Annotated in this window: 18 protein-coding genes; 4 read left to right on the plus strand and 14 right to left on the minus strand. The window is 53.2% G+C overall.

Annotated elements, in window-relative coordinates; all coding sequences use genetic code 11:
* Positions 1-16: 16 nt before the first annotated feature.
* From MKX70_RS26745 to MKX70_RS26780, 8 genes are all read right to left on the minus strand, one after another.
* Positions 17-1,447 carry a glycoside hydrolase family 43 protein gene (locus tag MKX70_RS26745; RefSeq protein ID WP_042235182.1) on the minus strand — a complete coding sequence of 477 codons (1,431 nt, stop codon included), beginning with the start codon at positions 1,445-1,447 and terminating at the stop codon, positions 17-19.
* Between the two features lie 20 nt (positions 1,448-1,467).
* On the minus strand, positions 1,468-2,487 hold the full coding sequence (locus tag MKX70_RS26750) for an endo-1,4-beta-xylanase (protein ID WP_042235180.1): 1,020 nt from the start codon (positions 2,485-2,487) through the stop codon (positions 1,468-1,470).
* Positions 2,488-2,603: 116 nt separating this feature from the next.
* The gene (locus MKX70_RS26755; RefSeq protein ID WP_340841209.1) at positions 2,604-4,124 is read right to left on the minus strand and encodes a response regulator transcription factor; all 1,521 of its coding nucleotides are present in this window, start codon (positions 4,122-4,124) and stop codon (positions 2,604-2,606) included.
* Positions 4,117-5,925: a sensor histidine kinase gene (locus MKX70_RS26760; RefSeq protein WP_042235175.1), complete on the minus strand. Its 1,809-nt coding sequence runs from the start codon at positions 5,923-5,925 to the stop codon at positions 4,117-4,119. The genes MKX70_RS26755 and MKX70_RS26760 overlap by 8 nt, the downstream gene beginning before the upstream one ends.
* Positions 5,926-5,949: 24 nt before the next feature.
* Positions 5,950-7,482, minus strand: a complete 1,533-nt coding sequence (locus MKX70_RS26765; RefSeq protein WP_340788055.1) for a response regulator transcription factor — start codon at positions 7,480-7,482, stop codon at positions 5,950-5,952.
* A 129-nt stretch (positions 7,483-7,611) separates the two neighbouring features.
* On the minus strand, positions 7,612-8,523 hold the full coding sequence (locus tag MKX70_RS26770) for a carbohydrate ABC transporter permease (protein WP_340788058.1): 912 nt from the start codon (positions 8,521-8,523) through the stop codon (positions 7,612-7,614).
* A 14-nt stretch (positions 8,524-8,537) separates the two neighbouring features.
* Positions 8,538-9,524, minus strand: coding sequence for an ABC transporter permease (locus MKX70_RS26775; protein WP_052416259.1), 987 nt, complete (start codon positions 9,522-9,524; stop codon positions 8,538-8,540).
* A gap of 93 nt (positions 9,525-9,617) precedes the next feature.
* On the minus strand, positions 9,618-11,300 hold the full coding sequence (locus tag MKX70_RS26780; protein ID WP_042235169.1) for an extracellular solute-binding protein: 1,683 nt from the start codon (positions 11,298-11,300) through the stop codon (positions 9,618-9,620).
* 616 nt (positions 11,301-11,916) lie between these two features.
* On the opposite strand from MKX70_RS26780, the gene MKX70_RS26785 reads away from it, so the two are divergent.
* Together MKX70_RS26785 and MKX70_RS26790 are read left to right on the plus strand one after the other, a co-directional pair.
* Complete coding sequence (locus MKX70_RS26785; RefSeq protein WP_340841210.1) at positions 11,917-12,231, plus strand: helix-turn-helix domain-containing protein; 315 nt, start codon at positions 11,917-11,919, stop codon at positions 12,229-12,231.
* 151 nt (positions 12,232-12,382) lie between these two features.
* On the plus strand, positions 12,383-13,168 hold the full coding sequence (locus tag MKX70_RS26790; protein ID WP_340841211.1) for an IS3 family transposase: 786 nt from the start codon (positions 12,383-12,385) through the stop codon (positions 13,166-13,168).
* 462 nt (positions 13,169-13,630) lie between these two features.
* Here MKX70_RS26790 and MKX70_RS26795 read toward each other — a convergent pair whose 3' ends face one another.
* From MKX70_RS26795 to MKX70_RS26810, 4 genes are all read right to left on the minus strand, one after another.
* Entirely contained in the window at positions 13,631-15,868 is a 2,238-nt protein-coding gene (locus MKX70_RS26795) for a glycoside hydrolase family 95 protein (RefSeq protein ID WP_445323718.1), read from the minus strand.
* Positions 15,869-15,899: 31 nt separating this feature from the next.
* Entirely contained in the window at positions 15,900-16,919 is a 1,020-nt protein-coding gene (locus MKX70_RS26800; protein ID WP_042235165.1) for a zinc-binding alcohol dehydrogenase family protein, read from the minus strand.
* Complete coding sequence (locus MKX70_RS26805; RefSeq protein ID WP_340788071.1) at positions 16,919-17,878, minus strand: aldo/keto reductase; 960 nt, start codon at positions 17,876-17,878, stop codon at positions 16,919-16,921. The genes MKX70_RS26800 and MKX70_RS26805 overlap by 1 nt, the downstream gene beginning before the upstream one ends.
* Positions 17,879-17,955: 77 nt before the next feature.
* Complete coding sequence (locus MKX70_RS26810) at positions 17,956-18,795, minus strand: amidohydrolase family protein (RefSeq protein ID WP_042235161.1); 840 nt, start codon at positions 18,793-18,795, stop codon at positions 17,956-17,958.
* A gap of 131 nt (positions 18,796-18,926) precedes the next feature.
* Here MKX70_RS26810 and MKX70_RS26815 point away from each other — a divergent pair, with 131 nt between their 5' ends.
* On the plus strand, positions 18,927-19,796 hold the full coding sequence (locus MKX70_RS26815) for an AraC family transcriptional regulator (RefSeq protein ID WP_042235159.1): 870 nt from the start codon (positions 18,927-18,929) through the stop codon (positions 19,794-19,796).
* A gap of 11 nt (positions 19,797-19,807) precedes the next feature.
* Here the strand turns inward: MKX70_RS26815 and MKX70_RS26820 are convergent, their stop codons facing one another.
* On the minus strand, positions 19,808-22,252 hold the full coding sequence (locus MKX70_RS26820; RefSeq protein WP_340841213.1) for a glycoside hydrolase family 31 protein: 2,445 nt from the start codon (positions 22,250-22,252) through the stop codon (positions 19,808-19,810).
* Between the two features lie 100 nt (positions 22,253-22,352).
* On the opposite strand from MKX70_RS26820, the gene MKX70_RS26825 reads away from it, so the two are divergent.
* Positions 22,353-23,246 (plus strand): helix-turn-helix transcriptional regulator, encoded by an 894-nt coding sequence (locus MKX70_RS26825; protein ID WP_042235157.1) that lies wholly within the window; start codon positions 22,353-22,355, stop codon positions 23,244-23,246.
* Positions 23,247-23,377: 131 nt separating this feature from the next.
* Here MKX70_RS26825 and MKX70_RS26830 read toward each other — a convergent pair whose 3' ends face one another.
* On the minus strand, positions 23,378-24,805 hold the full coding sequence (locus MKX70_RS26830) for a family 43 glycosylhydrolase (protein ID WP_042235155.1): 1,428 nt from the start codon (positions 24,803-24,805) through the stop codon (positions 23,378-23,380).
* Positions 24,806-24,817 lie beyond the last annotated feature (12 nt).

Below are 24,817 nucleotides of genomic sequence, written 5' to 3' on the forward strand. Positions count from 1 at the left end.
GCCCCCTTGAGGTTAGTTATGCTTCTGCCGTGAATTGCCAAGCTGCCAGCTTGAACAAGCCCTTGCCGCTCGCGCCCGTGAATACCAGATAGAGTGAATGCACTCCTACAGCTCCATGAACCTCCGTCTTCAGCTCCGTCCATTCTGCCCCGTTCGCTGCAGGCACGGACAGTTTGCCGGCAAGCGGGCCTGCCGGTTCATCGAGATGCAGCTCCAGTACACCACCGGCTTCAAGACCCAGAACCGAAGCCAGGAACGTCTCTGCTCCCCGGCTCCCGAAGTCCACTCCGGATAATCCGATCCAGCCGCCATTCTCAATATCCGTTACAACCTGCTCTCCTCCCGCAGTGAGGAATGCTGTCTTCACCCCTGCGCTCCAGCCCAACGTTGCCGCCGGAATGCGTTCATACGGATTCAGTGTGCCAAGCTGCTGCACGCCCTCATAGTCAGCTTGAATCTCCTGAATGGAACCGTCCTCAGTATGAGTCAGGCGGTTAAGATGCGTGGAGCGGTAGCCGTTCGCAATCCCTTGGGCCTTGGACAAGGTCTGAGCGTGATAAGCAATATACCAGCTGTCATGAAATTCAAATACCGCATGGTGGTTGTTCCCGGAAACTCCGAAGAAATGTCCCGGATTCTTCAGGATCGTCCGCTGATAAGTCCAGGGACCCATGGGACTGTCACTCGTCATATAGGCGATCTCTCCCGCAGGAGGGCTGCCCTCCGGCCGTTCACCGTCATAGAAGTTCGAGCAGTAAGTATAGTAGTAGACACCGTTCCGCTTATGAATCCCGGCATCCTCGAACATGAACGGGGCCGGAATCACTTCGGCAGTACCCACTACGCTGGTCATATCCTCACCCAGTCTCATCACCCGGGCTGTGCCCGGCTCTGCGAACTGCCCTTCCGGGACACCGCCTCCGAAGTAAATGTAGCCCTTGCCGTCGTCATCGACCAGAACGGCCGGGTCGAACAGCCAGGTCACATCTTCAACCCCGGGCGTGGAACGCAGAATCAACGCTTCCCCGATAGGGTCAACCCATGGCCCCACCGGACTGTCACTCGACAGAACCCCAATTCCGCTGGCATTATTGGCGAAGTACAGGAAGAACTTGTCCTTACCGCCAATCACCTTATGAACCGCTGCCGGTGCCCAGGACTGGGTAGCCCACTTCGCTGCGCCTTCCGGTCCGGCCACGGCAATCGCGCCATGATCGGTCCAGTTGACCAGGTCGGCGGAAGAGATAACGGTAATGGTATTGATACTGCTGTAAGAGTTCTCTTTCACCACGCCGCTCTCATCATATTCCAGCGCGTCGTTGGTCATGTACAGATAGACTCTGTCCCCGAATACCAGGGCGTAAGGGTCAGCTCCGTATCTGTGTGCTACAAGCGGATTACCGTTAGGCGGTACCTTTCCGGTAGCCTGATTCAGCTGAGTTGTCATTTAATTCCCTCCATTATTGATTAAGATTGCGAAGCCGTCAGACCGGCCAGCCGTGTGAATGAAGCCTTGGGCTGCTTCTGCTCGTCGAACAGGAACGGCCAGTTCTTGCGTCCGCGGACCGGGAAGCCGTCCAGCCAGGTATAATCATCGGCCACGCCCCAGAAGGTCACCGAATCAATGGAATCTTTGTATTCCAGCAGGAGGGCGAAGATCTCCGCATATCGCTCCTCCTGGAGCCTCAGCATCTCTTCTGTTGGCGCTTTCAAGTCCGTGCGTTTATCGTCATGACGGAACATCGAGATATCTAGCTCCGTGATCTGAATTTTGAGTCCCAGAGAGACGTACAGCTCCAGGGCGCTGCGGATTTCTTCAATGGACGGGCCATAGATATTCCAATGCCCCTGCATACCTATGCCATGGATCGGCGTATTCTGATCGAGCAGGCTGCGGACCAGCTTGTGGATTTTGACGCTTTTGACAGGATCGGTCTCATTATAGTCGTTGTAGAACAGAAGAGCGTCAGGGTCCGCCTGATGTGCCATCTCAAAAGCATGGCGGAGATAATCCTCGCCGATCATCTCCAGCCAGCGGGTCTCCCGCAGATATTGATCGGATTTATCCTCAATAGCTTCATTAACCACATCCCAGGCGTAGGCCCGTCCCCGGTAACGCCCCACAACCGTGTTGATGTGAGTCTGCAGGCGGGTCAGTAATTCCTCTCTGCTGCAAGGGCCGCCCTCTGCATTCCGGAACATCCAGTCCCCTGTCTGATTATGCCATAGAAGCGTATGTCCCCGGACGCCGATTCCATGTGCCTCTGCGAATTCAAAGATACGGTCCGCAGCATCGAAGGTATAGCTCCCTTCCTCCGGCTGAAGCTCTACCGGCTTCATTTCATTCTCGGCAGTAATACTGTTGTAATGCTTGGCAATGAAAGAACCCTGAGCAGATATAATGCCAGTACTGACGGCAGCCCCTATCTTGAAGGCATCCCGGAACATTTCATGTAATGCAGGAATTTCGCTGCTGGCTTGCTTCATCTTTTCTAACCTCCTGTGAATCACAATTTTAGGACAGCTATCTCTATCATAACGGATTTGAATGCGTTTACCATCACCATAGTAAAGACTTGGACCCTAATAAATAAATGGATGCCCTAGCCTTGTTCAGATTGGGCCTGTTCCCGGAATGCTACCGGCTTGAGTGCCGTCCGCTTCTCGAACTCTCTCAGGAAATGATGATAGTGCACATACCCCACACTCTCCACAATGCTTCTGACGGTGTCGTGAGTTTCGATCAGCCGCCTCTTGGCTGCTTCTATACGCAGATTGTGAATGTACTCCAGAATGCTGATCCCATGCTTTTTGATGAAGGCCTGACCCAGGTACACCGGATTGATATAGAAATGCTCGGCAACCTCTTTGACAGTCAAATGCCTGGAATAATGATCCCTCAAGAAGCATTCTACGCGGATAAGCGGATGCTCGGAGTTGCGTTCCTTGTGCTGCCGGATAGAATTCATACACGTTTCCAGTACGTTCTGAAGGGTGGCTTGCAGGGCTTCCAGCGATTTGGGCTCAGTTCTGAAACAATCAAGCGTGCCGCTCCACTGATCATCCACTCCGCCGAATTCCTTCAGCAATTCCATGCTTCTCAGCATGATATCCATGCTCGTCATCTGAACGACTCCCGGATCTGTCCGGTTCTCCTTGAACACGCCAAACATCTCGTTCAGCTTCTCCAGAACCTTCTTCTCCTGCAGCCTTTCCACAGCGCTTATCATTTCCTCAATCAACTCCGTGGCAGGGAGATTGTAGTTCACCTGGCCCTCGCCTTCAATAGCCGAATCCACCGGACTGCTCCCGCCCGAATAGAAGTAGTGGCGGGCCGCAGCCCCTGCCGCTTCCCTGTAGGAGACAGGCAGCTCGCGCAGTGACCGCACACTTGGCCCGATGCTTACGGAGCCCTTCACACCGCTGAGGGTCAGCCCGGCACATAGCTGCTCCGACAGCCCTGCCGCCGCTTCCGCGCTCTCCACAACGAGCCCGGCTTGATCGCCTGGCAGGTCAATGAACAGGGCACCTGCTGGTCCGGCGAGCTCCCGGCACAGCTCTGAGATATTGCTGCTATGTCCCTCCACATGCAGATACGTCCAGCCCGTGACGGTCTCATCCAGACGGTCCATCTGCTCCGCCGCCTCCTCTTCAGGCTCGGCCCAGTGACCCTCAAGCATGCGCGCAATCGCCAGTGGCAGCAGCCGGCTCGCCAGCATACTCTGCTGCATCCTCTGCTTAACACGCAGCTCCAGCTCATCCGTAATGTCTGTAAGCACCTTATCCCATTCGGCCTCAACGACCGGCTTCAGCAGATAGTGTCTTACCCCATAACGAATGGCAGTTCTAGCATATTCAAATTCGCCGTAGCCGCTAAGCACGATGAAGATCGGCTGCTCCATCTGAAGGCTGCACACGCGCCCTATCAGCTCCAGCCCGTCGATCCCGGGCATACGGATATCGGTAATCACTAGATCGGGCGAGTTTTGTACAATCGCAGCCAACGCTTCCTCCCCATTCTCGCAGGCCCCGCAGATTTCAAAGCCCAGCTCTTCCCAATCCGTCTGCGTCCGTAAACCCTCTAATGCGATGGTTTCATCATCCGCGAGTACCACTTTATACATGAGATCCCTCCACTATCAGATCCAGGCTCAAGTCCTCGGGAATCCGGATGGTAATGACCGTCTGTTCATATTCGGTGCTCTCAATGCTGAACTTGGCTCTGCCGTTATAGTACAACATCAAGCGTTTATACACATTGCGAAGCCCGACATTTTGTCCGGAATCCTGCTCCGTTTCCAGATGGGACTTGATCCATTCCAGCTTCTCCTTCTCGATTCCCTTGCCATTGTCCGTCACTACGATCAGCAGACCTGCGTCATCCCTCGCAGCGGACACGTGGATTTTCCTGGCCCATTTGACCGACTGCAGGCCATGCTTGCAGGAATTCTCCACCAATGCCTGTATGCTCATCTTGGGAATCCGGCATTTCAGCACCTCAGGCTCAATATCAATTACATAAGAGAACCGGTTCTGAAAGCGGAACTTCTCAATCTGCAGATACATTTCGATAAAAGAGACTTCTTCCTCTACGGTAATAAGGTCATCCTTCCAGCTTAGCAGCCTGCGCATAATCAGAGCCAGATTGCGGATGACATCCGTGACTTGTTCATACTTATATTTCTTGCAAATGACCAATATGGCATTCAGCGTATTGAAGAGGAAATGAGGGTCCACCTGGCTTTCCAGATATTTGAGCTCTGCCCGTACCCGTTCAAGCTCCAGGTCCTTCTTCTGAATCTCCAGCTTATAGACATCATTGATCAGATTGCGGATTTTCCCGGTCATCAGATTGAAGCTGCGGATCAGTCCGCCGATTTCATCCTTCCCCTCATACATATCAATGCTCTCGAACTGTTCATATTTGACCAGCTTCATATGCTTGTAGAGCAATCTGACCCGCAGATTATAGGACCTTATAATCACAATCATGAGCAGGGTAGGGAGGATTATAGTTAATAGAGCAAGAATCAGTGAGACCCTTAGCGCATGGACCATTTCATGATTCACCTTCCGGCCCTCCGGAGTTCCGACCAGCCGCCAGCCCTTTGTGTAGGCTGCACTGCTGAGCGTACGGACAATCTGCTCTGAAGGCTGATCCAGGCTCGTGTCCACATTCAGCAGAGCATTGGCATCCAGCGAGTAGAAGGATTGGCCCGATGCAAGCACGATCCGGTTCTTCTCATCCATCAGCTTGAAATTCAGGTAATCACGCTCCTTCTGGAACAGCTCCTGCACATTGTTCAGCCGCAGATCAATCCGCAAATACTTATTGTAGGGCTGGCCCGTAAAGTTATCCAGCTTGCGGATCAGGCTGACAAACACCTCCTGCTGGGGCGGATTAAGCGGGTTGGTCCCCTGATAGGAGGTTAGAAGCACCTTGTCTGTGCTGCTTGATATTTTTCGGTACCATTCACTCTGCTTATCCTTGTCTGACAGAATGAAATAGCTGCTGCCATTCTGGATCGTCGGATTGGAGGTATATATGCCCATCCAGTAAATATAGGAGTGGAGATTGCTGTACTGCCGTAGCTTGTCCTTGAGAAAATCGTTATAGGCATCATAATAAGCCTCATTATCCGGGTAGGCATAATCCATCATTTCCATATAGGGCCGGTCTGCAGCCACCGTATTGCTGATCGCCACACATTCATTCACGATCTGCATCAGATCATAGACCACCCGGTCTACCGAAATCCCCAGATTCTCCCTCTCCCGTACTTCCACGTTGCGGCTGATCTGTACATAAAAAAGGGCGTTGATGCTGAGTATGGGGACGAGAACACACAGTAAGTAGATAAACAAAAACTTGTATTTGAGCGGAATATCATTGATGAAGGCAGACGGCTTCCGTTTATGCTTCATGCAAGTCCCCTCCTCCCCCTTGATTTAGCTCTTCTTGTATGTGGTAGGCGTAACGCCGTTAAGCGTCTTGAACTTGGCAGCGAACACATCAGCGTCTGAATAGCCCACCCGGCATGAGATATCGGAAATGCACATATCGGTCCGGCGCAGCAGCTTCTTGGCTTCTTCAATACGGTATTCATGGAGATAGTCGTTAAAAGAGCTGCCACAATGCTTCCTGAACCGTTGTCCCAGGTAAGCGGAATTCACATGCAGAATTTTCGCAATATCCTGCAGCTTCAGCTTCTCCTGGTAATGTCCGCGGACATATTCTATCGCAGCGGACACGATCTGGTCCTCCTGCCTGCCGTCCGCAGCCGCAGCGAACCACTCAGCGGCTTCGCACAGCTCCTCCTCCGTCTGCCGTTCCAGCAGGGGCAGACAGCTGGCTGTATACCGGGACGGGAACCATTTTTTCACCCACTGCGCATAATCTCCCCCTTTGGCGGTAATTTCACGAAGCAGCTCTGCTTTGATATTGGCCAGAAAAGCGTCGATCCATGAGCTTGAAGCCACCTCCGCCGAGAATATATTGAACACAACGCGGAGTTGCCCGCTCAGGTGCTCAAGCTTCCCTTCAGTGACGGCTTGCAGCAGCGATCTTCTCAGCTCTGCCGGAAGCATCGCCATCTGAGTCTTATCCTGCTTCTCAAAGGAGCCGGCGGCTTCACTCTCCGGGGCATCCGGCCTGCAGAGATCAGCAGCCAGCGCCTCTTGATAAGCCGAATTCAGAGCCTCCGGTCCGTGAGGCTGAAGGCTTGCTGTGAAACAGACCGGTGTGCTGTACAAAGGTCTTATTTCATCCATCCAGCTTGTGAGCATAGCCGGGTCAAGCTCCGGCCCTTCCTGCGGGGAGACCAGCAAATATCCATGCTTTCCGCTTCCTGCGGTGAACGGATAGACGCTCAGGCTGCGAAGCGGCTCCTTGCCGCCCATGGAAGAGACCTGCTCACGCAAGTGAACGCTGTCCGGCGCTGTTCCATGGACCAGTATACAGCATATCCGCGAGGCGGGGGGGATTCCAAGGCTATTCAGCCCCTTCTGCAGCTCCTCTTCTGTGTTCTCCCTCATCAGGAGCCGGGATACCGTATCCGCCTGCATCAGAGCCGAAAGAGCTTCACGCCGTGAGGACACCTTCCGCTCCTGATGGATTTGGTCGGTTACCCTCTGCAGCGCCTCCGTCAGCTCCTTCTCATCCAGGGGTTTGGTCAAATAGTTGGATACCCCGTACTTAAGCGCCCGCTTGGCATACTCAAAGTCGGCATAGCCGCTGAAGATAATAAACTTGGGCCGGAAAACGCTCTCAGAAGCTCTCTTTATCAGTTCAAGGCCGTCGATGACCGGCATACGCACATCGGTTATCACCAGATCAGGACGGGTACTGTGAATCAGCTCCAGCGCGTCCTCCCCATCCAGAGCCTCACCGCATACTTCAAAGTTTAATATCTCCCAGTCTACCAGGAATCGCAGCCCTTCCAGCATAAGCGGCTCATCGTCGGCAAACAGTACCTTAAGCATTGGATCACCCTCTTTATTTAAGTATTGGAGTTCTGCAAGGCTCACCAGTATTGAACAGGAGAAACCGCTTCGGCTTCACCCGAAACGGTTATATTATCCATATTTTTCTTATATAATTCTAACTGACAATTATTCTTTCACACTTCCCAGGTTTAACCCTACCACGAAATACTTCTGTAAGAAAGGGTAGACGAACAAAATCGGGACAGCCGTAACGATCGTAATCGCGGAACGGATGGAAGCCGGTGTAACCAAAGCCTGCACCTGATTATTCTGGCCTCCCGCAAGCATGGAAGGATCGTTGTTCGTGCTCATCGTGGAACCCAGCAGCTTCATCATTTCATATTGCAGTGTGCTTAGTTTAATATCCGAGGAAGCATAGAGGAAGGTATCGAACCAGGCATTCCATGAGCCTACTGCAATGAATAATGCAACTGTTGCCAGTACAGGGGTACACAGCGGGAAGATGATTTTCCAGAAAATCCGGAAATCCCCCGCCCCGTCGATCTTCGCCGATTCAGTTAGACTGAATGGAAGACCGCGGATATAGGTCCGCATAATGATCAGGTTGAATGCGCTGACCAGACTCGGAAGGATATAGACCATGAAGCTATGAAGCAGGCCCATATTCTTGATCAGGAAGTAGTTCGGAATCAGGCCGGCATTGAAATACATGGTCAGGATGAACAGCAGGCCGATTTTTTTGCGGAAAATATATTGTGGCTGCGCCAATGAATAAGCCAGCATAGTGGTGAGAAAAACACCGAGCAGCGTTGAGATTACCGTGCGGGATACCGAGATAAATGCGGCATGGTAGATCGTCCCTGAAACAAAGACCGCCTTGTAGTTCTCCAGCGTCCACGAACGGGGCCAGAGATAGATTCCACCGGCCAGCGTGTCACTGCCGTCGTTGAACGAAACAGCCATCGTGTGGAGGAATGGATATAGGGTTACAGCAACCACAAAGAGCATGAACAGCGAGTTCAGTGTATGAAACACAACCGGCTCTAAGCGGCTTGATCCTTTTGCTACAGCTTTCATAAGGGCTTCCTCCTTTAGATTAATCGCTCTTCGCCGAGACGTTTGGCAGTATAGTTGGCCATGAATACGAGAACAACACTGACGATGGTCTTGAAGATCCCTGCTGCCGTAGCCAGAGAATAGTTCCCCATAGAGATCCCGTACTTAATGACGAAGATATCTATGGTCTGCGAATAGTCTATAGTAAGACCGTTGCCGAGCAAGTACTGAAGCTCAAAGCCGGCATCCAGAATATGTCCAATATTCATAATCAGCAGAATAACAAAGGTTGCTTTAATTCCCGGAAGAGTGACAAAACGCATTTTTTGCAGACGCGTAGCGCCGTCGATGGATGCTGCCTCATACAGGGAAGGGTCAATGGAGGTAATCGCGGCCAGATAGATAATTGTGCCCCAGCCGACTTCTTTCCACACGTTGGAAGCCCCGACAATACCCCAGAAATACTTGCCTTCACTGAGCCACATAATCGGTTCTTTAATCAGGTGAAGCTTCATTAGAATGACATTGACAATCCCGTCATCAATGGACAGGGAGGTAGCGACAATACCCGCTGCGATAACCCAGGATAGAAAGTGCGGCAAATATGAAATTGACTGGACGATACGCTTGAAGAACTTGGCTCTGATCTCATTCAACAGCAAAGCCAGGCCGATCGCCGTTACCGTGCCGAGGACCAGATTGATGAAGCTCATGGCAACCGTGTTGCGCAGCACCAGCATGAAGGTCTCATCGGAGAATAAGAATTTGAACTGCTGAAAGCCTACCCACTCCTGCTGGCCGAAGGACAGCGCCGGGCGGTAATTCTGAAAGGCCATAATCCAGCCCCAAACGGGAACATAGTTAAAAATAATTAGATAGATGGCAATCGGCACAGACATGAAAATAAGCTGTTTCTGTATCTTTAGTGTCTTCCAGCTGAGGCTCACACCGATTTCCGGATCGACTTTGCTTCTACGGGTCTTCTGTTTCTTGACCTGTTTGTCCAGTACGGCATCAGACATGTAGTATTCCCTCCTGTGTAATCGTTCTCTCCACTCCTATTTAGGAAGAGCGGGAAAGTTCATTTCCCGCTCCGTTTCAAGCCTTAGTGCCGCTTACTTGACGCTCCATTTTTCGATACGCTGCTGGATGCCTTCATTCATCCGGTCTTCGTAGGCCTTGATGTCCAGCTTGTGGATTTTGTCCACATAATCCTGCCATACGCCTTCGAACTCTGCCGGACTGGCCATAATGGCTTTGGGCAGGAATTTAACCTGAAGGTCATTCAGCTTGGACTGTGCAAGCTGAGCTGGCGAACCATCCTTAAGCACGATGGAGTAAGCCGGGAAGTAGATATAGTTCTCTTTGGGTTCCTTGAAGAATTCAGACCAGGATTTCTTGTTGTACGCCTTCAGAATCTTCTGGTCATACGGCTTCAGGCTGTCGAAGAATTCCTGTGGCTGCGTACCCGGATCTGCTGCATTTCCATCGCTGTACGTACCTTGAATCTTAGGCATATAACCGTGCATACCTGTGATTTTGTTAGCTACCTGCCAGCTTGTCTTGTCTGCGTTTGCCCGTTGTTCCGGTGTCCGGTAGAACGAACCGTCCGCATTCACTTCATAATCCTCACCCTTGACTCCCCATTGGATCGTCTTCTGCCATTCCTCAGTGATCATCTGATCCCAGAATTTGATAATGCGCTCAGGGTCTTTGGCATTGATCGAAATGCCGAAGCCGCGGTTGGTGCCGACCGCTCCGCGGTCACGGTACCACTCCTCAGCACCCGGATAGAGCAGAGGGAAGCCGATGTACGTATCTTCGATTTTGCCCTGGGAGATCAGGGAAGTCTCGCCATCCTGGAAGTTCCAGTGCTGGTCAAACATACCCACAACCTTGCCGCTTGCGATCTTGGCCAGGTACTGGTCATAGTTCTGCACGAACGCTTCCTTGTCCATCAGCCCTTGAGCGTTAATCTCGTTAAGCTTCTTGTAGTAGTCCTTGGCCATATCCTTGTCGGCAAAAATCTGCGCTACATTGTTGTCTACGACCACAGCTCCGTCATTCGGATGTCCTGACAGATGCTCAGGCGCATTCTGCAGCGGGAACACACGCCAGTCGAAGTTAAGCGATTCGAACCCGATGACATCCGGGTGTTTTTCTTTATATTTGGCAATGATATCGAAATATTCATCAAGTGTCTTAGGCGTTGGATATCCCATTTCCTCCAGTACCTTCTTTTGCAGCCAGAAGCCTGGTCCCTGGTAAGTCGGTTCTGTAATTTTACCTTGATATACGCCATAGCTTGGCAGTACGTAGATGTGGCCGTCACTCTCATCCTTGATTTGGTTCCACACATCGGCATAATGCTTCTTCAGGTTGGGCGCGTACTTCTCAATCAGATCCTCAAGCGGAATGTAAGCTTTGGCATTGATCAGCTTATCGTCCCCCGACATGATGTCCGGATAGTCACCCCCGGCGATCATGACGCCCAGCTTTTGCTGCAGGTCGCCAACCAGGAATTCCATATTGAAGCTGACCCCGGTTTTGTCTTTCATCAGTTTGAGAATTTTGTTGTCAGGCGTAGGCTGCTGCCCGGGACCACTCATAAATACCGAGAATGTTACCGGAGCATTGTCGTCTCCGGCCGCTGCCGGACTGGCGTTTCCTCCACTGGTGTTATCTTTGCTTCCGGTGTTGCTGCTGTTGTTGCCAGAACCACAGCCTGTAAGTGCCAGTGTGAGTGCTAATACACCGGCTGCAGCGGCCTTGGCTGAACGTTTTGCCGTTTTGTGCATGTTGTTATGCCTCCCCTTTTTGGCTAATCGCTTATGCTAATAAATTCTCCTGTTGATATTTCTAATTATACGTTTTCAGAATGCGCTTACAATTCATAAACTATAGGACTTCCCCCCCGAAAATTCGATTAATGAAAACGCTTGCTTGCTGCGTGGCAACTGAATTTCCGTTCTTTAGCACAGGAGCAGCCGGCGGTTGATGAGCCGCTCCCGGTATTTCACATGACTTAATGCACCTGCTGGCGATTACACGGCTGCAGCTATAAATGAAGAACAAGATAGATAGTTTACACCATTCTTTTGCCTGCGCATATCGGGCGGATTGAGGGGCACTTTTGCTCTTCATTTCCTCCTATCGCCCACTTTCGGCGGAATCAGGGGCACTTTTGCTCCTCATTTCTTCCTATCGCCCACTTTCGGCGGAATCAGGGGCACTTTTGCTCCTCATTTCTTCCTATCGCCCACTTTCGGCGGATTCAGGGGCACTTTTGCTCCTCATTTCTTCCTATCGCCCACTTTCGGCGGATTCAGGGGCACTTTTCTCCACAGCCCCCTAAAGAAGTTGGAGTCCTCCCCCACAAAAATGTAGACTGAATACAAGAGGAGGAGGAGCACAATGGGACACCTAACAGGAACAAGAGAGAAGGCAGCGCAAGAGGTGTTGTCTGGCATAAAGGCAGCGGTGGTTGCCCGGAAATATGGGGTGACCCCAGCGACGGTGAATCAGTGGGTGAGAGACTACCGAGGGGCCCATGGGGAACAAGATCATCCGTATCCCCAGGAGCAGGTGGAGGAACTGAAGCGCCTGCTGGAAGTGGAGCAGAAATACGAGAAGGCCGTCAAGATGCTCGGCGAAAAGGAGTTAGAGATTGAGATTCTCCGTGAACTGCTAAAAAAGCCAATCCCTGCTTATCCGAAAAAATCGAGGTAGCCGACATGTTCATTAAGCAGGGGAATACAGCGGCCTTAGTGCTGCGTCTCATAGGGCTAGCGGAGTCCACGTACTACGACCGTAAGAAACGCAGGTCACTGTCCCCAACAGCCGTTCAAGGGGGCGTGGAAGGCCCCAGCCAGGCTACTCCTTGAACGAGTCTGGCGAGAAGATTAGCGACGAGGAAATCCAGGAATGGCTGCTGGAATTAATCGCTGGAGAAGAGCACGTGTACGGGTACAAACTGCTGGCCAAGTGCTTGTGGAACCAGCACCGGTTGAAGCTCAATCACAAGAAAAGCTACCGGCTGTGTCAGGCGCTGGAGATCCTGCAGCCCCAGCGTCAGAAGCGCTTTAAGCATCCCCGGAAGCTGCCGGAGAACCGGTTCATTACCGGAGCGGGCCAACTCTGGCAGATGGACATTAAGTACGGTTACGTGGTGGGCCGTGACAGGCACTTCTTTGTCCTGAGCATTATCGATGTGTTTACCCGTGTCATCGTCGGCTACCACCGGGGATCGTCGTGTGAGGCGAAGCATGCCTGCCAGACGCTGGGACGCGCCATGGAGCAACACTGCGCCCCTGACAGCGCACGTCCGGTGATTCGCACCGACAACGGACCACAGTTCGTCAGCCACCTGTTTGGCGACATGTGTGAAAGCTGGGAAATGACCCATGAACGCATTCCGCCTCGAACGCCGGATTTAAATGCTTTTATTGAATCGTTCCACAGTAATATCGATCGGGATTTGTTCCGCAAAGAGGCATTCGACACGTTCGAAGAGGCCTATGAAGCGGTGGACCGGTACATGGACTTTTACAACAATCGCAGAATGCATACGAGCCTTCGTAACATGCCGCCAGCTACCTTTGCGGAGTGGGTCCTGACTCTAGAAGACCGCTCCAGCTTCTTCTGGCCGAGAGAAAAAGCGAAATAAAGAGCATGTCTACGACAAGTACTGATTTTATACGGAGGACTCCGGGATAAGGGGGTCGCACCGTTTTGCTCCTCATTTCTTCCTATCGCCCACTTTCGGCGGAATCAGGGGCACTTTTGCTCCTCATTTCTTCCTATCGCCCACTTTCGGCGGATTCAGGGGCACTTTTGCTCCTCATTTCTTCCTATCGCCCACTTTCGGCGGATTCAGGGGCACTTTTGCTCCTCATTTCTACCTATTGCCGACTTTCGGCGGAATTAGTGGGATTTATCCCCTTCATTCCTGCGCATTGCCGACTTTCGGCGGGTCTATTTTATAAGCAGAATTTCCTGCACAAACACAGAAAAGGATTGGCGCAAATGCGCCAATCCCCAGCACAATCTTTTATAATCATCCACTCTGTCAGTATCCTGTTACCGCAATCTTCCATAAACATCAACTCAGGGAGCTTCCGGTCCATGCTTACCGGGTAAATGTATAAGAGCTTCCCGCTTCCCCTGCGAACGAAACGGAATCCAGACCCGGGCCTTCGATCCGGCATGGACCGGATACGGTACATGATACTACCGCTTCCGTAACGACTCCATCGGCCCACGTGAAGTCAAGGGTATAGCCGCCTCTTGCCCGCAGACCCTTCACACTGCCCTCACTCCAGCTTGCAGGCAGCGCGGGCAGCAGTCTGATGCGATCCGTGTGACTCTGCAGCAGCATCTCGGCAATTCCCGCGGTTCCTCCGAAATTCCCGTCAATCTGGAACGGCGGATGGTTATCGAACAGATTAGGCAGGGTCGAATGCTCCAGCAATGCCCTTACATTCGTGTAGGCTTTGCTCTCATCCTGCAGTCTGGCCCAGAAGTTAATGATCCAGGCCCGGCTCCAGCCGGTGTGTCCGCCGCCGCTTGCAAGTCTGCGCTCCAGTGTAGTCCGGGCTGCTGCCGCCAGCTCCGGCGTATGCTCCACCGTGAAGGCATCCCCGGGGTATAAGGCGAACAGATGGGAGATATGACGGTGTCCCGGCTCCACCTCTTCGTAATCCTCCATCCACTCCTGAATCTGGCCGTATTTCCCGATTTGCGGTCCAGGCAGATGCTCCAGCGCAGAGAGCAGTTCTTCGCGGAACGCCTCATCCCGGCCGATAATTTCCGCACTGCGGATGCAGGCCTTGAACAACGCTTCAATGATCTGGAAGTCCATGGAGGCCCCGGCGCACAGCACACCCGATTCCCCGCCAGGCAGTTGATACGTATTCTCCGGCGAGACGGACGGGCAGGTAATCAACCGGCCAGCCTCATCCTCTATGAGATAATCCAGCAGGAATTGCGCAGACTCCTTCATGGTATCGTACGCCTGAACCAGATAATAACGGTCCTGGCTGAACTGGTAATGTTCCCACATATGCAAGCACAGCCAGGCCGCGCCCAGCGGCCAGAAGGACGCCGGCAGATAGGAATCCTGCGGAGCGGTATCCGCCCAGATGTCCGTATTGTGATGTGCCGTGAAGCCTCCGCAGCCGTACATCACCCTGGCCGTCACCCGTCCCGGCTCCCGCAGCCGTTCAATCAAATCGAACAGTGGCTCATGGCATTCTGCAAGATTGCAGATTTCAGCAGGCCAGTAATTCATTTGCGCGTTGATATTGATCGTGAATTTGCTGTCCCAGGCCGGGGTGAAGCTGTCATTCCAGATTCCCTGCAGATTCGCTGGCAAGGAACCTGGACGGCTGGAGGAAATCAGCAAATAACGGCCATACTGGAAATAGGTTGTGAGCAGCCCGTGATCCTCCTCCCCCTGCTGAAACCGCTTTAGCCGTTCGCCGGTCGACAGCCCGTGTAGCTGCGGGTTCTCCGGGAGCGTCAGTTCAACCCGCCCATACAAGCCGCGGTAATCCGCAACATGACGTGCCAGCAGCTCTTCATAAGAGACCCGGCTCAGTTCTTCAAGCTGCCTTTTGGCGTGCAGCGCCGGATCGGGATGGCGGAATGTGGTTCCTGCGGCAAGGAGCAGCGTAACCGAGCTTGCCCCCTCCACAAGCAGATATTCTCCGATGTTGCGGCAGGTGCCGTCTTCCGTAACTGCCTTCAGTACGGCAGCGAAGGAGCTGCCTCCTCGGCCTCCGCATTCTCCGCCCATCACGAGTCCATGGTCCTGCCACTTCTCCGTCTTCTCCAGGTATCTCCAGTTGTGACGGTTGAATCTCGCCTTCAGAGATATTCCATTCTTCCGGTCGGAGGTCAACCGAACCACTAAGGCCTGATCCGGGAAGCTCGCAAACAGCTCACGGGTATACCGGACCCCTCCGGTTGAATAGCTCACCCGGGATACGCCGCGCTCCAAATCAAGCTCCCGTCTATAATCCGCAGCCGGCTGCTCATGCCCGCCGAACGACAGCAGCAGCTCGCCCAGCGGCAGATAATGGCGCTGCGCTTCCGGCAGCCCCGTCATCGTCATCGCGGCGAGTTCCTCCGCCTCCTTCAGCTTCCCCTCAAGGATCAGCTTGCGGAGCTTGGGCAGATGAGGCAGCGCGTCTTCGTTGTTGCGGTCACGTGGACCTCCGTACCATACGGAATCCTCATTGAGCTGCAGCTTCTCCTCGGCTACCTTGCCGAAGATCATGGCTCCGAGACGCCCGTTGCCAATTGGCAACGCCTCATTCCATTCCTGCGCCGGTTCACTGTACCATAACCGCTGGCTCTGTTCCATGCTTGTCATCGCTTATTCCGCTCCTTCGCATTTAATCCAGCTCCACCAGTGCCTTAATTACCTTGGACTCCGGATTCAGCCAGCTCTCGAACTGGCCGGTCATATCTTCGAATGAGCAGCGGTGGGAAATATAGCTGTCTACATCAATATAACCGTCAGTAATGGCCCGAATCACCTGTTCAAAATCCTCCCGGGTCGCATTTCTGCTGCCCTGCACGGTCATTTCCCGCGCATGGAAATCTGGATCATTAAAGGTTATATTCCCTTTGACCAAGCCAACATAAGTCAATGTTCCTCCATGGCCAACCAGGCCAAAGGCCCCCTCCATCGAGGAGATGTTGCCGGTGGAATCAATGACATAAGGCAGGAAGTTGCCTTCTGTCAACCCGGATAGCTTCTCCTTCGGTTCGCGCAAGGCACTCACGGTATGCTCCGCCTGCGCCCAGCCCTTGCAGAATTCCAGGCGTTCATCGTTGACATCCATCGCGATCACCTTCGCACCGGCATATCTGGCCATCGCCATCACGCCCAGTCCGATAGGACCGGCTCCGATAACCAGCACCTGATCGCCTGATCCCAGACCTGAGCGCCGGACGGCATGTGCGCCGATAGCCAGGGGCTCCAGCATGGCCGCCTGATCCAGCGTCAGTCCGTCTGTCTTCAATAGATTGCCTACAGGTAAGCTCACCCGCTCCCGCATTCCGCCGTCCAAATGGACACCGAACACTCTCATTTTCTGACAGCAGTTCGTTTTGCCGCTCAGACAGGCCCGGCATTGCCCGCAATGCAGATAAGGAATCACACTTACCTGATCACCGGCCCGCAGCCCTTGCGGGTTGTCGCCAATGCGCTCAATCGTCCCGGACAGCTCATGTCCAAGCACACGCGGATAAGTGAAATAAGGCTGATTACCCCGGTAGGCATGCAGGTCTGTGCCGCAGATTCCGATCCGCCGGATACTTACAATGGCTTCTCCGACCTGAAGCTCCGGCTCCGGCAGATCTTCCCGGTATACGAACTTCCCGATCTCCTCACAAATAATTCCCTTCATTATATTCGCTCCCCGTTCCGGCCTTGAGCTACGTTCCACTCCGGCTGGCCGCTCGGCCAGGTTGCACCGTCGACAGGCTTCAGAATGTCCCGTACTTCCGCCAGTAATTGTTCATCCATCGGCTCATCCGTCCATTTAATATTGTTGCGGATATTCTCCGGTGTCGCAGTGCTTACAAGTGTTGTCGGAATCTGTTCATTCGCAGTAGAGAACTGGACCGCCAGCTTGGCGATGTCCTCTCCCTTGTCCCGGCAATATTCGGCGGCACGCTGACACGCGGCCTGGATCTCCGCACTCGCCGGATGCCAGTCAGGCACTTTACGGTTGCTGAGCAGACCCATGGAGATAGGCGAGGCATTGATTAGTCCTGTGCCGCAGCTCTCCAGCAGCGGAAGGAGCTGAAGCAGCGTGGTGTCATTCAGCGAATAGTGACAGTAGGACAGGATGACATCCAGGGCGGTCCGCGACAACACGGTCTCGAAGATAGGAAGAGGCAGGCCGGTCACGCCGAAATAACGGATTTTCCCGGATTGCTTCAACTCCTCAAGCGCTGGAATCCCCTCTTCCATCACCTGTTCCAGAGAGCCGAATTCAATATCATGCAGCAGCAAAATATCTATATAGTCCGTTCCCAGACGGCCCATACTCTCTTCGGCGCTGCGGATAATCCGCTCTCTGGAGAAATCAAACTCATCCGAGCCATAACGTCCGGCCTTCGTACTCAGGATGTAGCGGTCCCGCGGAACAGTCTGCAGCGCTTCTCCCAGAACGGTCTCCGCTTTCGTCAGGCCGTAGTAAGGAGAGACGTCGATGAGGTTAATCCCCATATCAAGCGCCGTGTGAACCGTACGGATTCCTTCTTCCTTGGGAACATCCCGGAATACGCTTCCCAGCGATGATGCCCCGTAGCTTAATACGGAGACATCCAGCCCTGTATTCCCCAGCTTTCTGTATTTCATAGCGTTCTACCTCCTGTAGTTTGATATTGCACTTAACATTTGAACTTGAAGCTGAGTCAGCACTTTAGTGCTTCTTACTATAGTGAATCCAACTTGTAAAATCTCACTGCATTCGCTCCAAAGACCGGCTCCATCTCTTCCGGCGACAGCCGTTCCTGCAGTGCCGTGCGCAAGATCTGAAGGACCTCATCATAGGTTGCCGCCATCAGGCATACAGGCCAATCGCTGCCGAACATCACGCGCTCCGGTCCGAATAGCTCCAGCACCGCATGGATATAAGCTGTGAAATCCTCCTGTGTCCAGCCCTCCGGACCGGCTTCCGTTACCATTCCCGACAGCTTGCAGCAGATATTTGGGTGCTTCGCAATCTCCGACATCCGGCTTCGCCACGGCTCTAATTGACCCGCTGCAACCTTAGGCTTGGCTAAATGGTCGATGACCCCTCTTAGACCCGGAACCCGATCCAGCAGCTCTATAAGCTGCGGAAGCTGATCTGCAAGAACCAGCAGATCAACGGGTAGATCCTCGTCCGCAAGAAATGAGAGCGCTTCTATATATGGACGGGTCAAAAGCAGGCCGGGGTCCTCCATCTCCTGGATCATCACGCGAAGACCGGTGAACTTCCGGTGCCCGCGAAGCTGCTGATATTGCTCACGGAAGGACGGACTCGCAAGGTCCAGCCAGCCTATCACACCCGCTATGGAATCCGACTGTTCACTCAGTCCCAGGATGTATTCCGTCTCTTCCACGGTAGGCGCGGCCTGTACCACAATCGTGTGGCTAATCCCGTGCTTGTGCAAATGCGGTTCAAGATCGGCGGGCAGATAATCGCGGAACAGCACCGGAATGTCCGGCGTAATCCATCCGTAATCGTCCCTGTCTATCTTCCAATAATGCTGATGAGCATCTATATACATCACAGCACCTCCATTCCACCTTATTTTAAACACCCGATAAAGGAATAAAAATAGCTTAAACAAACAAATCTATACCTTATTTTGATATGATTAGAATAAGAATTGATAGATTTGGCTAAGGAGGCCGCGTCATGGAACCGATCCGCAAGCATTTCGGCAACGAAATGCCGTTCACTCTGCTTCTGGACTACAAGGAAACCAAAAGCCCGCAGCGCGAGCTGCCCGACCATCAGCATGACTGGTACGAAATCATATACGTGTACGGCGGCAAAGGAAGCTTTTTCATTGATCAGACCTTTTATGAAATGCGCCAGGGCGACGTTATCGTTGTTCCCGGAAACACGGTGCACCGGGGATTTCCCGACAACGAGGAGCCGGTGACCTCCTCCGCTGTATTTTTCAGCCCGGGTCTTGTTCTTAACCACACCTACAGCGAGTCCTATGCTTATCTGAAGCTGTTTGACGCTGCCAAGAAGAACAAGCAGTACAAGTATACCCTATCACCTGAACACGCCGGAATTTTACAGAACGATATCGATGCAATCCACAGTGAACGGGAGCAGAGCCACCCGGACGGCGGACAAGCCCTGACGCTGCTGCTCCATCTCACACTGCTTCACTTGAACCGCTACTGCCTGCCGCAGGCCGCCGAGCCGGAAACCTCAAGCGCCTTGCTGCCGGACTGGTTCCGTGAGGCGCTCAGCTATATCAACGATCACCTGGATCAGCCGCTGGAGCTGGCCTCTTTGGCAGGGCGGGCGGCGATCTCTCCGGCCCACTTCAGCCGGGTCTTTAAGCAGCGTCTGGGGATGAATGTGACGGATTACATTGCGACCAAACGGATTTTTGCCGCCAAGGACAGCCTGCTGCAATCCAGCGGCACGATCGAGCAGATTGCCATGGCCTGCGGCTTCGAGAGTATGCCCCATTTCTACCGTACGTTCAAGAGGATTACCAAAGTGACACCGGCTGCCTACCGGAGAAACAGCAGAACTCATTGAGGGATTCAAATTCAGAGGTGCAGGTCTGCTTCCCGGATGGTTACAGCTTCTCCCTCATAAGTTACGATACAGCTTCCGGCATGTCCGGCGATCTCGACAGTAAATTGTCTTACCGCCTGCATACCGGCATACTCTCCTGACCGCTTCCCAATGGTTAAGCTACGGTCCGCTTCGCTCCAGGTCATCAAGATCATGGAATAGGAGCCGTGCTCATAATTGTAATTATCCCCTTCATCTTCATACAGGGTGAAGGACGTATCCTTACCGCCGTATACCTTGAGGCCAATCACAGCATCCGGCTGTTCATCCGTATATTGAACTTCCGGGCCAAGTGGAACAATCGAACCGGCGCGGACGAAGAGCGGAATTGTCTCCAGGTCGGCCTTGGCTTCAATCGTCAGGCCGCCTTCCATCCGTTCATCGCTCCAGTAATCGTACCATTCCCCTGCAGGGAGGTAGACACTGCGCTGCTTACTGATTCCCTCAAGCTCACGCGAGCCGGGACCGTAATACATTGCCTCCGTTACAGGAGCTACCATGAAGGCCGGACCGAACATGAACTGGTCACCGATCGAATGGACCTGCACATCTTCCCGGTAGTCGAAGGCTAGCGCCCGGAACAGGGTATAGCTGCGGTGTGCGACGGCACCGGCCAGTGAGTAGATGTAAGGCATCAGCCTGTACCGGAGCTTCAGATATTTCACAAGTGTATCGTACATCGGCTCTCCCTCTTCTCCGAACTGCCACACCTCTCTTGGCGTATCCGTCCCATGGGAACGGAACATCGGCAGGAAGGCCCCTAGCTGGAACCAGCGGACGTACAGCTCACGGTATCCGAGATCGGCGACGCCTTCGTCATAATCCCCGTTCCAGAACCATTGCTCCTTCTGCTTCTTCACGAAAAAAGCACCGATATCCAGTGTCCAATACGGAGAACCTGTAAGGCAGAAGTTAAGGCCGTCGGCAATCTGCTTCCTCAGCGTCTCCCAATTGGCGGCGATATCGCCTGACCATGTAATCGTGCCGTACCGGTGCTGCCCCGCAAAGGCGGAGCGAGTCAGATTGATCACCCGTTTCTCTGAGGTCGCTGCACGCTGGCCTTCATAGATACCTTTGGAGTGCTGCATGGAATAGGCATTGATCAGCCCCGGATCGAGATAACGTTTGGATTCCGAGGTGTTGATCAGCAGGCGCTGCTCTGGCTCCGGCTTCACCGCTCCCTTCCAGTCCGCTTCAAACGGCTCGGTGCAATCGCACCACCAGGCATCGACTCCGTGGGAGAACAGCCCGTCATTGGCCTGCTTCCAGTACAATTCGCGTGCCTCCGCGCGGAAGGCGTCATAGGTGGCCTGATTGCCGAGAAGGAAGCCGCGTTCGTTCATCTCCTCATGGTTGGCCCCGCCTGCGCCCATAATCGGCCAGATCGATACCATGAGCTTGGCATTCATGGCGTGCAGGCTGTTCATCATCTGCGAGGGGTCAGGGAAACGTTCGGGATCGAAGGTCTTTTGCCCCCACAGATTCCCCGTCCAGGACTGCCAGTCGAGCACGATACAATCAAGGGGAAGCGACCGCTCACGATACTCCTGCACAGTGGCAATGAGTTCTGCCTGGGAGATGTACCTTTCCTTGGACTGTACATAACCGAAGGACCACTTGGGAAGCATTGGCGCTTCTCCGGTCAGGTAACGGATTCCCCCGGTAATCTGATCGAACTCCGGCCCGTAAATGAAATAATAATTCATTTCTTCATCAACATCACTCCAGAGGTAGGAGCCAAAGGCATCATCATGGAAGGTCATGTACGACCCGGAATCTACCAGAATCCCGTAGCCGCGCGTAGACACAAGCACCGGAACAACCGCTTTCATATTCTGCTGGTACAAGTATTGCTGCCGGCCCCGGAGGTTCATCATCCCTTCTTCGTGGGAGCCAAGTCCATACAGGGCTTCACCTTCCTGCCATTCAAATTCCAGCTTCGTATGACAAGCTTCTCTGTCCAGCCTGCGGTTGACCCCTTCGGCTCTCGCGCGCAGACCATCGGCCCCCTGACCGGTCTCAACCGTCTCGGACGAAGCATCGAAGACCGTATGATAGACCTCTGTCCGCTCCAGGGTCTTGCCGCCTCTGGACGGCTCCCGTGTCAGCAGTCTGCCATTCGAATCCCTATAGCTGAATGCACAGGTCTGTTTGTCCACTTGAATCGTAAGCAGTGCTGTTGATATTTCCAGATGGCCGGTCAGATCTGTGACCTTCCACTCTACACTATCTGCCTCCGGGCGGCTCACCACCATAAGACTCTCTTTCCCGCTTAGCTCTGCATTGAGAGTATACCGGATTCTGGCGATGCCCGGCGTATACATAGCGATATGCATAATCCCCTCTGTAGTCTCCAGCCTTACGCCATCTGTACCGGAGTGTATAGCAATCAGTTTCACAATGGTTCCACCCTTCATTAAGACTTCCTTTGATTATAATGATATTATTATTTATAGCCGTTATCTAACATATATTTGCGCTTTATAGACACAATATTACGATTAGCAGGAGGTAATCATGTACGAACACCGTTACCGCGAGAACAAGCTGCATGGTCAGCCTGAATTCCCGCTTCATATCTACCGGGTGGAGCATCAGGACCGCGTTCATTCGATTCTTCCCGTGCATTGGCATAACGAAATGGAGATCATCTATTTAGCGGAGGGCCGGGCTACCTTCTATGTCGAGAGCCGGGAGTTCACCATTCAGGCAGGCGATGCCCTGATTGTTCACCCGGGAGAACTTCATTCAGGCATGGATACTGTCTCCGGAGGCACCTGCTACTACTCCATCGTGTTCAAATGCTCCTGGCTGTCTTCACCGTATCCGGACCGGGTGCAGGAGCTGTTCCTGGACCCTCTAATGCAGGGGACAACCCGGCTGCCTGCCTTGTTATCTGCTGCGGATGATACCCATATTTCACTGCTCGATCTGGTAAAAGAGCTGCTGAACCGCTATGAGCATCAGTCTGTGGGGTATGAACTGAGCTTGAAGGCTCTCCTGCTGCTGCTCATTGCAGACAGCCATCAATACGGGCTGACCGGGAAGAATCCGGAGCTGGAACCCCGTCAAGGTCGCGAATACAACCGGCAAATCAGGGAAGTGCTTAGCTATATGGAGGAGCATTCCCGTGACAGACTGGATTTGGATCAGCTTGCCTCTGTCGTATCACTTAGCCGCTCGCATTTCTGCAAGTTTTTCAAAGCCCAGACCGGTATGCGCCCGATGGAATATCTGAACTATATCCGCATCAGCCAGGCGGCCAGTCTGCTCCGCAGCGGATCATACAACGTGCTGGAGGCTGCACTTGAGTCGGGCTATCAGCATGTCAGCTACTTCTCGAAGTGGTTCAGGCATTATATGAACATGACGCCTTCGGACTATAAGGCCCGTTATTCTTCCGGGGTGTAGCGGTGGTGCGCTTAGCATAGCTACCTCATGCGGCTTGCTCCCTGCTTCCTGCTTGTAGCAACCAAAAAGCAGCACCCGGGAACTTCCAAGTGCTGCTTGTGTATCAGGCCATATTCAGGAGGTTCTCCGGGTTATTCCAGCGTAAATGAAGCAAACTGGGCGCCGCCGTTGCCGGTGTACGTGAAATACAGCGCCTGAATGCCGTCTGGAATCTCCACTTCCGTAGTGTACTCTTTCCAGACATTCGTGAACCCTACCGGGATACGTCCAAGTGCAGGTCCGTCCCAGGCCGCTTTCACCTCAAACTCGCCGTGGCAATAGCCGCGCACCTTGATGGAGACCCGGGTAACCCCTTCACAATTGAAATATTTGAATCCTGCGGTAGCCGAATCGGTCATATTGGCAATATATCCTGTCTCTTCATCGCCGTCTCTGCCGTCCTGGGTAATCTTCGGGAAACGGCTGTCCATCCAGGCTCCAATCCGGCCGAAACCTCCGGTGTACATCTCCTGATCCTTGCAGAACAAATGGCAGGCCAGATACGCCGGATATTCGCCGCGCCCTTCGAGCGGACCTCCGTTCGGACCGCAGGAGGTAATCTCCACCTGGGGGATTGTGCCGTCTGCGCAGAATTCAATCCGCTCGATACAGCCCTGGCGGGAGAACGCTGTGCCGTTGGTATGGCGATGGTAGAAGATATACCATTCTCCATTAACTTCTACGATACTGCCATGGTTATTGCCGCCATAATACATTGGCTGGTCCGCAGGCTTATACGTATCGATATGCAGATCGCAATTGCTTACAATGACACCCTGATAGACGAAGTCCCGGGTCGGATGCTTACTGGTCGCATAACACAGCTCATGCATCGAGATCGAAGAATAGATCAGGTAGTAGATATCCCCTCTTTTGCGGATGGACGGGGCCTCGAAGAACTCAAAGCCTTCAAATCCGGTTCCCTCGCTGTATGGCTGGCTTGGTGCCACGAACACAGGCTCCTCAATAATCGTAAGCATGTCAGGACCCAGCACGGTAGCCATGGCGCCGTGTCTGGACTTGTCCCCGTATCCGCAGAAGCCGGTGTACAGGTAGGTAGTATCGCCTTCGGTCAATACCCCCGGGTCAAACTGCGGCTCATCGCCTTCCCGTTCGCCCAGACGCGTGCCGTCACCGTAGGTTACATAGCCATAGAATTCATATTTGCCGCCCGGCTTGTCGCAGACAGCCACCGATACGACAGGAACTTTGTCCAGTACATAGTAGAGATAATACCGCCCGTCCGGGCCCTTCGTCACATCCGGTGCGTAGAGGCACATGCTGCCTTCCGGGTTCAGCGGGTCATCCGTAGTCCGGTAGATCACACCTTCATACTGCCAATCGGCTAGATTGTCCTCCGGCGCAGACCAGCAGGCATAGTCATTCAGACAGAAGGCGTGTCCGTTGAACCGGTCATGTGAGCCATACACATACACTCTGCCTTCAAATACATAAGGTTCAGCATCTGGGATATATTCCCAGGATGGAAGATACGGATTGAATCCCTGTTGTTGCGTCATTTCTGTTGTCCT

Source organism: Paenibacillus sp. FSL R7-0312, assembly GCF_038004445.1.
GTDB lineage: Bacteria > Bacillota > Bacilli > Paenibacillales > Paenibacillaceae > Paenibacillus_AQ.

What these genes read in the sequence shown, in the direction of transcription:
- MKX70_RS26815 (WP_042235159.1), top strand. Translation starts at nt 18,927, where the DNA reads ATGGAACCGATCCGCAAGCATTTCGGCAACGAAATGCCGTTCACTCTG.
- MKX70_RS26750 (WP_042235180.1), bottom strand. Translation starts at nt 2,487, where the DNA reads ATGAAGCAAGCCAGCAGCGAAATTCCTGCATTACATGAAATGTTCCGG.
- MKX70_RS26780 (WP_042235169.1), bottom strand. Translation starts at nt 11,300, where the DNA reads ATGCACAAAACGGCAAAACGTTCAGCCAAGGCCGCTGCAGCCGGTGTA.
- MKX70_RS26775 (WP_052416259.1), bottom strand. Translation starts at nt 9,524, where the DNA reads ATGTCTGATGCCGTACTGGACAAACAGGTCAAGAAACAGAAGACCCGT.
- MKX70_RS26810 (WP_042235161.1), bottom strand. Translation starts at nt 18,795, where the DNA reads ATGTATATAGATGCTCATCAGCATTATTGGAAGATAGACAGGGACGAT.
- MKX70_RS26755 (WP_340841209.1), bottom strand. Translation starts at nt 4,124, where the DNA reads ATGTATAAAGTGGTACTCGCGGATGATGAAACCATCGCATTAGAGGGT.
- MKX70_RS26825 (WP_042235157.1), top strand. Translation starts at nt 22,353, where the DNA reads ATGTACGAACACCGTTACCGCGAGAACAAGCTGCATGGTCAGCCTGAA.
- MKX70_RS26785 (WP_340841210.1), top strand. Translation starts at nt 11,917, where the DNA reads ATGGGACACCTAACAGGAACAAGAGAGAAGGCAGCGCAAGAGGTGTTG.
- MKX70_RS26805 (WP_340788071.1), bottom strand. Translation starts at nt 17,878, where the DNA reads ATGAAATACAGAAAGCTGGGGAATACAGGGCTGGATGTCTCCGTATTA.
- MKX70_RS26765 (WP_340788055.1), bottom strand. Translation starts at nt 7,482, where the DNA reads ATGCTTAAGGTACTGTTTGCCGACGATGAGCCGCTTATGCTGGAAGGG.
- MKX70_RS26820 (WP_340841213.1), bottom strand. Translation starts at nt 22,252, where the DNA reads ATGAAGGGTGGAACCATTGTGAAACTGATTGCTATACACTCCGGTACA.
- MKX70_RS26770 (WP_340788058.1), bottom strand. Translation starts at nt 8,523, where the DNA reads ATGAAAGCTGTAGCAAAAGGATCAAGCCGCTTAGAGCCGGTTGTGTTT.
- MKX70_RS26795 (WP_445323718.1), bottom strand. Translation starts at nt 15,868, where the DNA reads ATGGAACAGAGCCAGCGGTTATGGTACAGTGAACCGGCGCAGGAATGG.
- MKX70_RS26800 (WP_042235165.1), bottom strand. Translation starts at nt 16,919, where the DNA reads ATGAAGGGAATTATTTGTGAGGAGATCGGGAAGTTCGTATACCGGGAA.
- MKX70_RS26830 (WP_042235155.1), bottom strand. Translation starts at nt 24,805, where the DNA reads ATGACGCAACAACAGGGATTCAATCCGTATCTTCCATCCTGGGAATAT.
- MKX70_RS26760 (WP_042235175.1), bottom strand. Translation starts at nt 5,925, where the DNA reads ATGAAGCATAAACGGAAGCCGTCTGCCTTCATCAATGATATTCCGCTC.
- MKX70_RS26745 (WP_042235182.1), bottom strand. Translation starts at nt 1,447, where the DNA reads ATGACAACTCAGCTGAATCAGGCTACCGGAAAGGTACCGCCTAACGGT.